Annotated in this window: 9 protein-coding genes and 2 pseudogenes; 5 read left to right on the forward strand and 6 right to left on the reverse strand. The window is 60.1% G+C overall.

The window, feature by feature from the left end:
* Nucleotides 1-33: 33 nt before the first annotated feature.
* The gene (cobM, locus tag AC1D2Q_RS12045) at nt 34-780 is read left to right on the forward strand and encodes a precorrin-4 C(11)-methyltransferase (RefSeq protein WP_477813309.1); all 747 of its coding nucleotides are present in this window, start codon (nt 34-36) and stop codon (nt 778-780) included.
* Between the two features lie 85 nt (nt 781-865).
* On the opposite strand, the gene nfuA is transcribed toward cobM, so the two are convergent.
* Together nfuA and AC1D2Q_RS12055 are read right to left on the reverse strand one after the other, a co-directional pair.
* Nucleotides 866-1,450: a Fe-S biogenesis protein NfuA gene (gene nfuA, locus AC1D2Q_RS12050; RefSeq protein ID WP_007946504.1), complete on the reverse strand. Its 585-nt coding sequence runs from the start codon at nt 1,448-1,450 to the stop codon at nt 866-868.
* Between the two features lie 84 nt (nt 1,451-1,534).
* On the reverse strand, nt 1,535-3,820 hold the full coding sequence (locus tag AC1D2Q_RS12055) for a fatty acid cis/trans isomerase (RefSeq protein ID WP_477813310.1): 2,286 nt from the start codon (nt 3,818-3,820) through the stop codon (nt 1,535-1,537).
* A 155-nt stretch (nt 3,821-3,975) separates the two neighbouring features.
* Here AC1D2Q_RS12055 and metH point away from each other — a divergent pair, with 155 nt between their 5' ends.
* Together metH and AC1D2Q_RS12065 are read left to right on the forward strand one after the other, a co-directional pair.
* Nucleotides 3,976-7,686 carry a methionine synthase gene (metH, locus tag AC1D2Q_RS12060; protein ID WP_477813311.1) on the forward strand — a complete coding sequence of 1,237 codons (3,711 nt, stop codon included), beginning with the start codon at nt 3,976-3,978 and terminating at the stop codon, nt 7,684-7,686.
* Between the two features lie 80 nt (nt 7,687-7,766).
* On the forward strand, nt 7,767-7,997 hold the full coding sequence (locus tag AC1D2Q_RS12065) for a DUF2970 domain-containing protein (RefSeq protein WP_477813312.1): 231 nt from the start codon (nt 7,767-7,769) through the stop codon (nt 7,995-7,997).
* A gap of 6 nt (nt 7,998-8,003) precedes the next feature.
* On the opposite strand, the gene AC1D2Q_RS12070 is transcribed toward AC1D2Q_RS12065, so the two are convergent.
* Nucleotides 8,004-9,089, reverse strand: coding sequence for an ABC transporter substrate-binding protein (locus tag AC1D2Q_RS12070; protein ID WP_477813313.1), 1,086 nt, complete (start codon nt 9,087-9,089; stop codon nt 8,004-8,006).
* A gap of 522 nt (nt 9,090-9,611) precedes the next feature.
* Here AC1D2Q_RS12070 and AC1D2Q_RS12075 point away from each other — a divergent pair.
* Nucleotides 9,612-11,270, forward strand: a complete 1,659-nt coding sequence (locus AC1D2Q_RS12075; protein ID WP_018927640.1) for a nitrite/sulfite reductase — start codon at nt 9,612-9,614, stop codon at nt 11,268-11,270.
* On the forward strand, nt 11,254-11,748 hold the full coding sequence (locus AC1D2Q_RS12080) for a DUF934 domain-containing protein (RefSeq protein ID WP_007941763.1): 495 nt from the start codon (nt 11,254-11,256) through the stop codon (nt 11,746-11,748). The genes AC1D2Q_RS12075 and AC1D2Q_RS12080 overlap by 17 nt, the downstream gene beginning before the upstream one ends.
* Before the next feature lie 42 nt (nt 11,749-11,790).
* Here AC1D2Q_RS12080 and AC1D2Q_RS12085 read toward each other — a convergent pair.
* From AC1D2Q_RS12085 to sohB, 3 genes and pseudogenes are all read right to left on the reverse strand, one after another.
* Nucleotides 11,791-12,534: pseudogene (locus AC1D2Q_RS12085) on the reverse strand (NEL-type E3 ubiquitin ligase domain-containing protein); the annotation flags it as partial.
* A 28-nt stretch (nt 12,535-12,562) separates the two neighbouring features.
* Nucleotides 12,563-12,986: pseudogene (locus AC1D2Q_RS12090) on the reverse strand (hypothetical protein); the annotation flags it as partial.
* 189 nt (nt 12,987-13,175) lie between these two features.
* The gene (sohB, locus tag AC1D2Q_RS12095; RefSeq protein WP_018927637.1) at nt 13,176-14,198 is read right to left on the reverse strand and encodes a protease SohB; all 1,023 of its coding nucleotides are present in this window, start codon (nt 14,196-14,198) and stop codon (nt 13,176-13,178) included.
* Between the last annotated feature and the right edge of the window lie 105 nt (nt 14,199-14,303).

Consider the following 14,303-nt stretch of genomic DNA (forward strand, 5'->3'; position numbering starts at 1 on the left):
ATGCCCAGGCCCTATTTCTGACAGGAAACGACGATGACCGTCTACTTCATTGGCGCCGGCCCCGGCGACCCGGAACTGATCACCGTCAAAGGCCAGCGGCTGATTCGTAGCTGCCCGGTCATCATCTATGCCGGCTCCCTGGTCCCCGCCGCCGTGCTGGAAGGCCACCGAGCCGAACAGGTGGTCAACAGCGCCGAACTGCACCTGGAACAGATCGTCGAGCTGATCAAGACCGCCCACGCCAGCGGCCAGGACGTGGCCCGGGTGCATTCCGGCGACCCGAGCCTGTACGGCGCGATCGGCGAGCAGATTCGCTACTTGCGTGAACTCGACATCCCTTTCGAAATCATTCCCGGTGTCACCGCCACCGCCGCCTGCGCGGCCCTTTTGGGTGCCGAACTGACCCTGCCGGACGTGTCACAGAGCGTGATTCTGACCCGTTACGCCGACAAGACCGCCATGCCCGCTGGCGAAGAGCTGGGTAGCCTGGCGCAACACGGGGCGACCATGGCGATCCACCTGGGGGTCAATCATCTGGAGAAGATCCTTGCCCAATTGCTGCCGCACTACGGCGCCGACTGCCCGATCGCGGTGATTCACCGGGCGACCTGGCCGGATCAGGATTGGGTGGTGGGGACGCTTGCGGACATTGCGCAGAAGGTACAAGCCAAGGGCTTTCGCCGGACGGCGCTGATTCTGGTGGGTCGGGTGCTGGGCAGCGATCACTTCAGTGAATCGTCGCTGTATCGCGCGGGGCATGCTCACCTCTACAGACCCTGAGATGATCGTTCCCACGCAGAGCGTGGGAACGATCAAAAAAAACGGCACTCACGGGTGCCGTTTTTTCGTTTCTGCAGCGAACACCTTAGTAGTAGGCGTTTTCTTTCTGCGTGTGGTCAGTCACGTCACGTACACCCTTGAGCTCGGGAATGCGCTCGAGCAAGGTGCGCTCGATGCCTTCCTTCAGGGTGACGTCTGCCTGGCCGCAGCCCTGGCAACCGCCGCCAAACTTCAGCACGGCGATGCCGTCTTCGACCACATCGATCAGGCTGACCTGACCGCCGTGGCTGGCCAGCCCCGGGTTGATCTCGGTTTGCAGGTAGTAGTTGATGCGCTCGTTGACCGGGCTGTCGGCGTTGACCATCGGGACTTTGGCGTTTGGCGCCTTGATGGTCAGTTGGCCGCCCATGCGGTCGGTGGCGTAGTCGACTACCGCATCGTCCAGAAACGCTTCGCTGAACGAGTCGATATAAGCGGTGAAGCTTTTGAGCCCCAACGCCGTGTCTTCAGGTTTTTCTTCGCCCGGCTTGCAGTAGGCAATGCAGGTTTCGGCGTACTGGGTGCCAGGCTGGGTGATAAAGACGCGGATGCCGATACCCGGGGTGTTCTGCTTGGAGAGCAGATCGGCCAGGTAATCATGGGCGGCGTCGGTAATGGTAATAGCGGTCATGGAAACTCCTCGCAGGCTTGGACGCAGTTTACGCCAATCGACGCGCCGCACAAAGTCCTAGTATTTTTGTCGGGAAAGCGGTCATCAAAGATTCTCGTAGCGATTCATGTCCAGCACGCCCTCTTCCACCGGGTCGGTGTCGTGGATGTAGCGGCTCAGATCATGGAAATACTGCCAGAACTGCGGATGACTGCGACGAATGCCCCAGCGTTCGACGATTTTTTCGAAACTGGCGGCGTCTTTGGCGTTTTCCATCTCGTCGACAAACGCCGGCACTTGCCCGGCCGCAATGTTGAACATGAAGTTCGGGTAGCTGCTCAGAACACCCGGATAGATCGTCAACGTGTCGAGCCCCGGCTGATAACGCAGCGACTCTCCGAGCAGGAACGCCACGTTGCTGTGGGCCCGGTTACGCAGCAGGCTGTAGACCTCGCGCTTGCCGCTTGGGGTTTCGATGCGCAACATCGTGGCTTCCGGCAACTGATCGATGACTTTCAAACCGGCGGCCGGGCGCGACGTCAGGCGGCTCAGGGCCTGCTCGGCGTTCTGCAACGCCGGATCGATGTTCGGCCGCGAGCAGTAAGCGCCGTCGCAGCGGTTGATCGGATCGGGCCTGGCATTGAGCTCGCCGTAACGGGACAGCAACTGCAAGGCGAAATCGCGTTTCGGGTCGTTTTCGTCCAGCGTCAGCGCCGTCGGCTTGTCGTTGTCGATGTCCTCGTAATCCAGCCACATCTTGAACTTGCCGCTGTTCTGGTACCAATCGTCGAGATAGCCGTCCCGTGAGCTGGCCGGCATCAGGCGCAGAAAGTTCTGCTCGGCGCCGTTGCGGATCAGGTCGAAGTACAGCCGGGTCTGAGCCTGATGGGACACGTTGCCGAACACATCGAAGTTGACCGCCAGTTGGTAATACGTGCGTTCCAGCAACGGGTAATCGAACAGCCACATCGTCTGCGGCACATCGCCGATCAGGCCCTTGGTCACCGAGGCGCTGTCGAAATGCCGAAAGATACTCAGCAGTGCGTTGTCATTGCCAGCCCACAGGGTCGACCAGCTCGGCGCCGGCAAGTCGGCATAGCTGTCCCGGCGCAGGGCCTCATATTCGTTGCGTTTGTTGCGGTAGTCGTGCCACAGGCTCAGGACACTGCCGACGTCATCGTTCTGCCCCGGCATCGCCAGCAACGGCGTAGCCTGGCCGCGATATTTCGGGTCGGTGATATAAAGGTCATGTTCCGGGGCCTGGAACAGTGCCCAGAAGTTGTCGCGAATCACGTCGGTGGCGATCTGGCCCCGGCAGACCGGGCCGCGAATAAAGGTGCGCACGAAGTATTCGGCGTTATCGAGCATGAACTGGTAACGCGCCTGGGCCGGGATCGCTTCGAACGTGGCAAACGGATTGGCCCGCCGCTCCGGCCCGTAGCCCGGCAACGCGTAGACCTGCCAGTTGCCGTTGTAAAACAGGCTCTTGATCCGCGCCATCTTCGCCGCGCTCAGCGGGTAGGTGATGTGGGTCTTGTGCACGATCACGCCTTGCACCGGCCACAGACGGTAATAGACCTGAGTGCCCGGATCGTCATTCGGACGACGGGTGTTGATCAGGTCGATGGGCTGCCCCGTCGGCGTGCGCGAACGTACCCACTGAAAGAAATGCCCCAGCTCGCCGTCCTTGAAATAGATATGGGCCAAGAACCAGTGCTCGAACAGCCAGCGCCCGACCAGGCTCTCCCGGGCGCCCGGCGCATTCAGCAGGTTTTCCCACTGCACCACTTCCAAGGCTTCCCTGGCGCTGGGCACCAGGCCCTGCTGATCGATCGGCGCGCCGGAGGCCAGCCAGCGCTGCAGCGTCTGGTACTGCTGATCGGTCAAGCCGGTGACCGCCAGCGGCATGCCCTCTTTCGGATGAGAGTTGGCGTAATCGCTGAACTCCGCTGGCATGGCGCACTGGTTTTCCCGGTTCAGGCCCAGGACGATGTCTTCCGGTAGCTTGGCGTTGGGTTGCAACGGGGTTTTGTGCCCCAGCTCAAGCATCCGCGCCATCAGTGCCGCCTGGCTGCCTTGGGCGTCGAGCACTGAATAGAAGCCCTTTTGCTGCCAGGCACGCTTGCCGAAGGCGTCATAAAACAACCGGGTCGGCGCGGCTGCCTTGCTACGTTCGCCGTCATAGACTGGCGCCTTCGTCGCACCTCGGGACGCCCCTTCACCACTGCCCAGGTTGAGCTGACAGGCGGAGTCGTAGCAGGCATGGCAGGCCACGCACTTTTCGGTGAAGATCGGTTGAATGTCGCGAACGTAGGAAATGTCCGGACCTTGCGCAGCGGCGCCCCCGCTTAAAAGCAGCATCAATAGGCTGGTGACGACGCGATACGACATATCCCTGGTCCTGATCATGAGAAAACGCCGCGATTCTACCGGTCTGGCTTGCGCACCAACATGAACGATATTCATGCAAAACCGGCACATGCTCCAAAAGCACACAGGTTTGTTATTATCCCGGCCCTTCGTCATGGCCTTACCGAGTAGTCCAAATGTCCGATCGCAGCGTTCGCCTTCAAGCTCTCAAGCACGCCCTCAAAGAGCGCATCCTGATTCTCGACGGCGGCATGGGGACAATGATCCAGAGCTACAAGCTCGAGGAACAGGATTACCGTGGCAAACGCTTCGCCGACTGGCCGAGCGATGTCAAAGGCAATAACGACCTGTTGGTGCTGACCCGCCCGGATGTGATTGGCTCTATTGAAAAAGCCTACCTGGATGCCGGCGCCGACATTCTGGAAACCAACACCTTCAACGCCACCCAAGTGTCCCAGGCCGACTACGGCATGCAAGGCCTGGCGTACGAACTCAACGTAGAAGGCGCACGCCTGGCGCGCAAGGTGGCGGACGCCAAGACTCTGGAAACCCCGGACCGACCACGCTTCGTCGCCGGTGTGCTCGGTCCTACAAGTCGTACCTGCTCGCTGTCGCCTGACGTGAACAACCCCGGCTACCGCAACGTGACCTTCGATGAACTGGTGGAGAACTACACCGAGGCTACCAAAGGCCTGATCGAAGGCGGCGCCGACCTGATCCTGATCGAAACCATTTTCGACACCCTCAACGCCAAAGCGGCGATCTTCGCCGTGCAAGGGGTTTACGAAGAGCTGGGCGTCGAGCTGCCGATCATGATTTCCGGCACCATCACCGATGCCTCTGGTCGCACCCTCTCCGGCCAGACCACCGAAGCGTTCTGGAACTCCGTGGCCCACGCCAAGCCGATTTCCGTCGGCCTGAACTGCGCCCTCGGCGCCCGTGAACTGCGCCCGTACCTGGAAGAGCTGTCGAACAAAGCCAGCACCCACGTGTCGGCGCACCCGAACGCCGGCCTGCCGAACGAATTCGGCGAGTACGACGAACTGCCGGCCCAAACCGCCAAGGTCATCGAAGAGTTCGCCCAAAGTGGCTTCCTCAACATCGTTGGCGGCTGCTGCGGCACCACACCGGGCCACATCGAAGCCATCGCCAAAGCGGTAGCCGGTTACGCCCCGCGCGAAATTCCGGACATCCCCAAGGCCTGCCGCCTGTCGGGCCTGGAACCGTTCACCATCGATCGCAGTTCGCTGTTCGTCAACGTCGGCGAGCGGACCAACATTACCGGTTCCGCCAAATTCGCCCGCCTGATCCGTGAAGACAACTACACCGAAGCCCTGGAAGTCGCCCTGCAGCAGGTCGAAGCCGGCGCCCAGGTGATCGACATCAACATGGACGAAGGGATGCTCGACTCGAAGAAGGCCATGGTGACCTTCCTCAATCTGATTGCCGGCGAACCGGACATCTCCCGCGTCCCGATCATGATCGACTCCTCCAAGTGGGAAGTGATCGAAGCCGGCCTCAAGTGCATCCAGGGCAAGGGCATCGTCAACTCCATCAGCATGAAGGAAGGTGTCGAGCAGTTCATTCATCACGCCAAACTGTGCAAGCGCTATGGCGCCGCGGTGGTGGTGATGGCCTTCGATGAAGCCGGCCAGGCCGACACCGAAGCGCGCAAGAAAGAAATCTGCAAACGCTCCTACGACATTCTGGTCAACGAAGTCGGCTTCCCGCCGGAAGACATCATCTTCGACCCGAACATCTTCGCCGTGGCCACCGGTATCGAAGAACACAACAACTACGCTGTGGACTTCATCAACGCCTGTGCCTACATCCGCGACGAACTGCCGTACGCCCTGAGCTCCGGCGGTGTGTCCAACGTGTCGTTCTCGTTCCGTGGCAACAACCCGGTGCGCGAGGCGATTCACTCGGTGTTCCTGCTGTATGCAATCCGCAACGGCCTGACCATGGGTATCGTCAACGCCGGCCAACTGGAGATCTACGACCAGATCCCGGTGGAGCTGCGCGACGCCGTTGAAGACGTGATCCTCAACCGTACTCCGGAAGGCACCGACGCCCTCCTCGCCATCGCCGACAAGTACAAGGGCGACGGCAGCGTCAAGGAAGCCGAGACCGAAGAATGGCGCAACTGGGACGTCAACAAGCGTCTGGAGCATGCGCTGGTCAAGGGCATCACCACCCACATCGTCGAAGACACCGAAGAGTCGCGCCTGTCGTTCGCGCGCCCGATCGAAGTCATCGAAGGCCCGTTGATGGCCGGCATGAACATCGTCGGTGACCTGTTCGGCGCCGGCAAAATGTTCCTGCCGCAAGTGGTGAAGTCCGCCCGCGTGATGAAGCAGGCCGTGGCTCACTTGATTCCGTTCATCGAACTGGAAAAAGGCGACAAGCCGGAAGCCAAGGGCAAGATCCTCATGGCCACGGTCAAGGGCGACGTGCACGACATCGGCAAGAACATTGTCGGCGTGGTGCTGGGCTGTAACGGCTACGACATCGTCGACCTCGGCGTGATGGTGCCGGCGGAGAAGATCCTGCAGGTCGCCAAAGACGAGAAGTGCGACATCATCGGCCTGTCCGGCCTGATCACGCCTTCGCTGGACGAAATGGTTCACGTGGCCCGCGAGATGCAGCGTCAGGACTTCTATCTGCCGCTGATGATCGGTGGCGCGACCACCTCCAAAGCGCACACGGCGGTGAAGATCGAGCCCAAGTACAGCAACGACGCGGTGATCTACGTCACCGACGCCTCCCGCGCCGTGGGCGTGGCGACGCAGTTGTTGTCCAAGGAACTGAAAGCCGGTTTCGTCGAGAAGACCCGCCTGGAATACATCGACGTTCGCGAGCGCACCGCCAACCGCAGCGCCCGCACCGAGCGCCTGAGCTACCCGGCGGCCATCGCCAAGAAACCGCAGTTCGACTGGGCCAACTATGAGCCGGTCAAACCGACGTTCACCGGCGCCAAGGTGCTGGACAACATCGACCTGAAGGTTTTGGCCGAATACATCGACTGGACACCGTTCTTCATCTCCTGGGACCTGGCCGGCAAGTTCCCGCGCATCCTGCAGGATGAAGTGGTCGGTGAAGCCGCCACCGCGCTGTACGCCGATGCCCAGGAAATGCTTGCCAAGTTGATCGACGAGAAGCTGATCAGCGCCCGTGCGGTGTTCGGTTTCTGGCCAGCCAACCAGGTGCGCGACGACGACATCGAAGTCTACGGCGATGACCGCAAGCCATTGGCCAAGCTGCATCACTTGCGCCAGCAGATCATCAAGACCGACGGTAAGCCGAACTTCTCCCTGGCCGACTTCGTCGCGCCGAAGGACAGCGGCGTGACCGACTACGTGGGTGGTTTCATCACCACCGCCGGGATCGGCGCCGAAGAAGTGGCCAAGGCCTATCAAGAGGCTGGCGACGATTACAACTCGATCATGGTCAAGGCCCTGGCCGACCGTTTGGCCGAGGCGTGCGCCGAGTGGTTGCACCAACAAGTGCGTAAAGACTATTGGGGCTACGCCAAGGACGAGACGCTGGACAACGAGGCACTGATCAAAGAGCAATACACCGGCATCCGCCCTGCTCCGGGCTACCCGGCGTGCCCGGATCACACCGAGAAAGCCACGCTGTTCAAGCTGCTGGACCCGGAAGCGGAAGAGCTCAAGGCCGGCCGCAGCGGCGTGTTCCTCACCGAGCACTACGCGATGTTCCCGGCGGCGGCGGTCAGCGGCTGGTACTTCGCTCACCCGCAGGCGCAGTATTTCGCCGTGGGCAAGATCGACAAGGATCAGGTGCAGAGCTACACCTCGCGCAAAGGCCAGGAGTTGAGCGTGACCGAGCGCTGGCTGGCGCCTAACCTGGGTTACGACAACTAACCCCCTTCCCCTGTGGGAGCCGTTGTGGCGAGGGAGCTTGCTCCCATGCTTGCCTCATACACATTCGTGACGGGGGATTTATGGACGATCCAGTCGACAACAATAACCACGACAAACCACCGACCTTCTGGCAGATGCTGCACAGCGTCATGGCGGCGGCGTTCGGGGTGCAAAGCGGGAAAAACCGGGCCCGGGATTTCACCCACGGCAAGCCCAGTCATTTTGTGATTCTGGGGATTCTGTTCACGGTGGTGTTCGCCCTGACGCTGTTCGGCATCGTCAAACTGGTGTTGCACCTGGCCGGGATCTGAGCCGACTCAATGCATCAGGGTTTGCAAGCTGAACGGGTAGCGGTACGACGTCGGCCGCCCCTTGGCCGAGAGCTTTTTAAAATCCACGTTGTAATCCTGAGTGGCACCCATGGCCAGCAGCCGCCGGGCTTGCGCGTGGTCGATCAGTTGCAATGACGGAATCTGCCGGTCGCGCCCGCCGTACTGGCTGACATCCACCCCCTGGTCGTAGTCATGCAACTGCACAAGCGCCCAACCGCCCAGAGTGAAGTGCCCGCCCAACAACACGCTTAGCCGCCCCTCCAACAGCGCCTGCAACGCGGCCGGTGAATTGTTGATGGCGCTGAACAGCACACCCTTGCCCGGCTGACCTCCCGTTTCGGCGTACGCCTGCATGGCGCCGAAAGCCATTTCATCGTTAGCCGACCAGACCAGCGATGTTTGCGGGTAACGCTTGAACAATAACCTGGCCTGTTCATGGGCGCGCTCGCGGGTCCAGCCGCCATACACCAACTGGCGCAACCGCACTTCGGGGTGTTCGGCCAATGCCCGCATCATGCCCTGCTCACGCTGTTGCGCAGCCGGCGTGATTTTCAGGCCGGAAAAGGCCACCAGTTCGATGACCTCACCGGGTGCGACCGGGCCATGCAGGCGAATCAGTTCCTTGAGCATCAGGTAGCCGCCCTCCTCATTGTTGGGCACCAGGCTACCCAGCCAGTCGGGATACTTGTCCGGCTGGGCGCCGAGCAGGCGCATCTGGTCGGCGGTCAGGCCGTTGTTGACCAAAAACAGCTTCACGCCGCTGCCTTGAGCCAGGCGCAGGATTTCGGGGGCGACATACAGTTCGTTGGAGAACACCAGGTAGTCCGGCCGACTCGGCCCTTGCAACGCTTCGCGGGCCTGTTTGAGTGTGGTCTCGGCGTTTCGCTCGGCATATTGGATATGCAAATCCATGCCCAGGTCCTTGGCCGCGGCCTGCATGAACTGCGAGTAACTGACCCAGAATGTCTCTTGGCTGGTCCCAGGATTGAGGAACAATACGGACGCCGCCTGGGCACACGGTCCCAGGACCGCGCCAAGCGCCAGCACTACACCACAGAAGAACTTCAACATTGATCGTCCGAGCCCCCGAAAATCCGCGGCGCATTATAGCCAGCGAAGGCCCTTGAAACGGCGCTTATTCCGGCTTTTAGTCCGACAATTGTCGGCGCCGGGCTCGGACGGGGTCGTTTATTGATGGCTGACCCAGAACACCGCCGTACCCACGACCAGGATGATCAGGAACAAAATCGCCCAGGCATCGACCGTGCTATCGCTTTTCCTTGCTTTGGTTGGGTTGCTCATTGCATCGCCTCTTGTCGGTTTTATCGGTGATTGCATAAAGACTCGAGCACAGTTAAGACGATGATTGCCCGCACCACAAATGAGGGTTTTTCCACTACGAATTTCATTAGTCGTTTTGGTTCTTTGCATATACTCAAACATCACTTTTGCGCATAACTGCAAACTGGTATCTTGCGTCGGCTCCGTTGGGAGTGCGCGGCCGTGCGCGCAGAATTGCCGAGGCAGAACCGGATGAAAGCTTGCGAAAACGCAGCTGTATCCGACCGGCCCAAGCCTGAGAACAGGACTTATATGTACGTATACGACGAGTACGATCAGCGGATCATCGAGGACCGCGTCAAGCAGTTCCGTGATCAGACCCGACGCTATCTGGCAGGCGAGCTGAGCGAAGAAGAATTCCGCCCCCTGCGCCTGCAAAATGGCCTTTATATCCAGCGCTTTGCCCCGATGCTGCGGGTGGCGGTGCCTTATGGCCAACTCACTTCGCGCCAGACGCGAATGATGGCCAAGATTGCCCGCGACTATGACAAGGGCTACGCCCACATCAGTACCCGGCAGAACGTGCAGTTCAACTGGCCGGCCGTGGAAGACATCCCGGACATCCTGGCTGAGCTGGCGACCGTGCAGATGCACGCGATCCAGACCAGCGGCAACTGCCTGCGCAACGTCACCACCGACCAGTTCGCCGGTGTCGCCGCCGACGAGTTGATCGACCCGCGGCCATGGTGCGAAATCGTCCGTCAGTGGACCACGTTCCACCCGGAATTCGCCTACCTGCCGCGTAAATTCAAAATCGCCATCAACGGTTCGACGTCCGACCGTGCGGCCATCGAAGTCCATGACATCGGCCTTGAGCCGGTGCACAACGCCGCGGGCGAACTGGGCTTCCGTGTGCTGGTCGGTGGCGGCCTGGGCCGTACGCCGGTGGTGGGCGCGTTCATCAACGAATTCCTGCCGTGGCAGGACCTGTTGAGCTACCTCGACGCCATTCTGCGGGTCTACAACCGCTACGGCCGTCGCGACAACAAGTACAAGGCGCGGATCAAGATTCTGGTCAAGGCCCTGACGCCTGAAGTGTTCGCACAAAAAGTCGATGCGGAAATGGAACACCTTCGCGGTGGCCAGACCACGCTGACCGAGGCCGAAGTGCATCGCGTGGCCAAGCACTTTGTCGATCCGGACTACAAGGCTCTGGACAATCAGACGGCCGAACTGGCCGACCTCGACAAGCAGCACCCGGGCTTCGCCCGCTGGCGTGCCCGCAACACCCTGGCCCACAAAAAGCCGGGTTACGTCGCCGTGACGCTGTCCCTGAAACCGACCGGCGTTGCACCGGGCGACATCACCGACAAACAGCTCGATGCCGTTGCCGACCTCGCCGATCGTTACAGCTTCGGTCAGCTGCGCACCTCCCACGAGCAGAACATCATTCTGGCCGATGTCGAGCAGAGCCAGTTGTTCGCGATGTGGGGCGAGTTGCGCGAGCAAGGTTTCGCCACGCCGAACATCGGCTTGCTGACCGACATCATCTGCTGCCCTGGCGGCGACTTCTGCTCCCTGGCCAACGCCAAGTCGATCCCGATCGCCGAATCGATCCAGCGCCGTTTCGACGACCTGGACTACCTGTTCGACATCGGCGAGCTGGACCTGAACATCTCCGGCTGCATGAACGCCTGTGGTCACCACCATGTCGGCCACATCGGCATTCTCGGAGTGGACAAGAAAGGCGAAGAGTTCTACCAGGTGTCCCTGGGTGGCAGCGCCAGTCGCGATGCAAGCCTGGGCAAGATCCTCGGCCCGTCCTTCGCCCAGGAAGCCATGCCTGATGTGATCGAGAAGCTGATCGACGTGTACATCGAACAACGTACCGAAGACGAGCGCTTCATCGACACTTATCAGCGTATCGGCATCGACCTCTTCAAGGAGCGCGTCTATGCAGCGAATAATTAAGAACAACGAAGTCGTCGACGAAACCTGGCACTTGCTGCCGAAAGATTTCAACATCGACGAGATCAGCAACTGCGACGACCTGATCGTCCCGCTGCAACTGTGGCGCGAACACAGCCGTATGCTCAAGGCCCGCGATGGCGGCCTGGGTGTCTGGCTGGATGCCGACGAAGAAGCTGAAGAAATCGGTGATGACGTGGCGAACTTCCAGGTCATCGCCCTGAACTTCCCAGCCTTCACCGATGGTCGCAATTACTCCAACGCCCGTCTGCTGCGTGACCGCTATGGTTTCAAAGGCGAACTGCGGGCAATTGGCGATGTGCTGCGCGACCAGCTGTTCTACATGCACCGTTGCGGTTTCGATGCCTTTGCCATTCGCGCCGATAAAGACCCCTACGAAGCCCTTGAAGGCCTCAAGGACTTCTCGGTGACCTATCAGGCCGCCACCGACGAACCTCTGCCGCTGTTCCGTCGCCGTTGATCGTCACACCTTGAACCCCTTGCGGGGTTCAAGGTTTTTCCCTTACTGCGTGCCTATCGGAAACGGTCGTCCCATGGCCTCCCAGTCCCGACAAAACCGGGCACGGTCCTCAAGTGCCGTGAACAGCGCAAACGGGTTTTCAGGATCGATCTGAGCCGCCTCAATCTCCTGAACCAACTGCGTTCGCAATGCCACTGAAGCGTCGGCATCACCGAGCATCCGCCACACCCTCGCCTGCAGCGACAGATAGTCGATGCGGAAATCCGCCGTCAGGCTTATGCCGTCCATGAATCTCAACAAGCGAGTACCCTGCGGGCTCGCCGCCAGCCTCTGCCAGATCGAGCGCCGGGCTTCCCGTTGCCCGTCATCGACGTCGTGCAGCCATTCATTGACGTTGCCGTAGCCTGCGCCAGGCTCGTTCAACCACAGGTTGATGCCGGTCCGCCGTCGGTGATCCACGACGCGTAACAGCGTATCCTCATCCGTCATCGGATTGCCCTGCAACAGCAAACGGTCCCTGGCGATTCCCTGGTTCATCACGGACGGTGGCACACGGGCGATGTGGTTATTACGCAGGTCCAGGGTCATCAGATAAGGCTGATCCAGAATGCCGACCGGGCAGGTGCTGATCCGGGTGTTTCTCAAGATGAGCTGGCGCAAGTCGTTCATTCCCAGCACCAACGGCGGAACATTCAATGGGTTGTCGCTCAAGTCGAGCGCTTGCAGGCGAGTCAGATCCGTCAATTGAGCAGCGGCGCGCTCACTGAATGTCAGACTCGGTCGTCGTCCGTCAACACACCGAGAAGTGCCGTATAAAGATGCCTTCATAGGTGTCGTGATTGCCGCTGCCGTAATCGGCGAACTCGTCGACATGCTCGACAATCCGCACCGTCGGGCCGACGTCCGGCGGTGTGTACAGACCAAAGGCGGTTTCAGCAAAACGGCCGTCCCCAACCGTCGTAATTTGAGAGCAGCGCTTGCAGCAGCGACCGCGAGTTCGCCACCTGGCCTTGCTGGAAACCATTCTCTTCAGGGTGGCCCTTGTAGTGGTAATCGAGGGTGACCATCAAGGTCGTCTGCGGGTCGATGTCCTGCCCCCATTTTTCCTTGATCAGGTGTTCGCCCAACTGGCCGGGGGTTTGGGGGAGAGCGATGTCCAGTGCCGCTTTCAGTTCGTCGCGCATTCGCAACGATGGGGCTGGATGAGGTGCGGCAACGTGGTGAAGGAGCTCGTTCATGGTGCAATCCATTGCAGTCAATTCAGGCCAGTCACCCTACTCCGCCTGACTCCACACGAAAGCGCGACCGATCKACAATGGCATTAGGAAAATTCGTTATTTCTTGAGGGTGAGTGGACACCTTCTGAAGGTCAAAAAAAACCGTGGGCAATCCACGGTTTTTTTTACTGACGGTGATGCCTGGTACGGTTACCAGAAGCGTTGCTGGGTCAACCGGCTCCACCAGCTCAGCAATACGCGATCGATCGAACCGCTGGCCGCCATGCCGATGCGCTCCTGGAGGGTTTTACGTTCGGCGTAATGCAAATGATAGAGCTCGGACTGTTTAGCGCGTTCAGCGAGGTATTCGTCGCTGGTCTTGAGCTCATCCACCAGTTGCTTGTCGAGTGCCGAAACACCGAGCCAGATTTCCCCGGTGGCCACTTCGTCGATAGCCAGTTGCGGGCGATAGCGGGAAACGAAGTTCTTGAACAGCTGATGGGTGATGTCCAGCTCTTCCTGGAATTTCTCCCGGCCCTTCTCGGTGTTTTCGCCAAACACTGTCAGGGTGCGCTTGTACTCACCGGCCGTGAGCACTTCGAAGTCGATGTCATGCTTTTTCAGCAGGCGATTGACGTTGGGCAACTGCGCCACCACGCCGATCGAGCCGAGAATCGCGAACGGTGCGCTGATAATTTTCTCGCCGATGCACGCCATCATGTAGCCGCCGCTGGCCGCGACCTTGTCGATGCACACGGTCAACGGCACGCCGGCCTCGCGAATGCGCGCCAGTTGCGAAGATGCCAGGCCGTAGCTGTGAACCATGCCGCCGCCGCTTTCCAGGCGCAGCACCACTTCATCCTTTGGCGTGGCGAGGGTCAGCAGCGCGGTGATTTCGTGGCGCAGGCTTTCAGTGGCCGACGCCTTGATGTCGCCGTCGAAATCCAGCACGAACACCCGCGGCTTGGCCTCGGGTTTCTTCTTTTGCTTTTTCTCGGTTTTAGCCTGGGATTTGCGCAAAGCCTTGAGCTGGTCCTTGTCGAGCAAGGTTTGCTCCAGGCGTTCGCGCAGCCCTTTGTAGAAATCATTGAGTTTGCTGACTTGCAGTTGGCCGGTCGACTTGCGCCGACCTTTGCTGCGCAACGCCGCAAAACTGGCCAGGACCACCAGAATGGCGATCACCAGTGTCACGGTTTTAGCCAGGAAACTGGCGTACTCGGACAAAAACTCCACAAGGGCACCTCGAAGGCTTGAAAGCCTCATTCTACGGGCATTGTCTAACGAGTGTCTAACCATGTTCTAACACTTTGATTCACCTGAGAGCCGCTGCAAGGCATC

It is taken from the genome of Pseudomonas sp. P1_A1 (assembly GCF_056406935.1).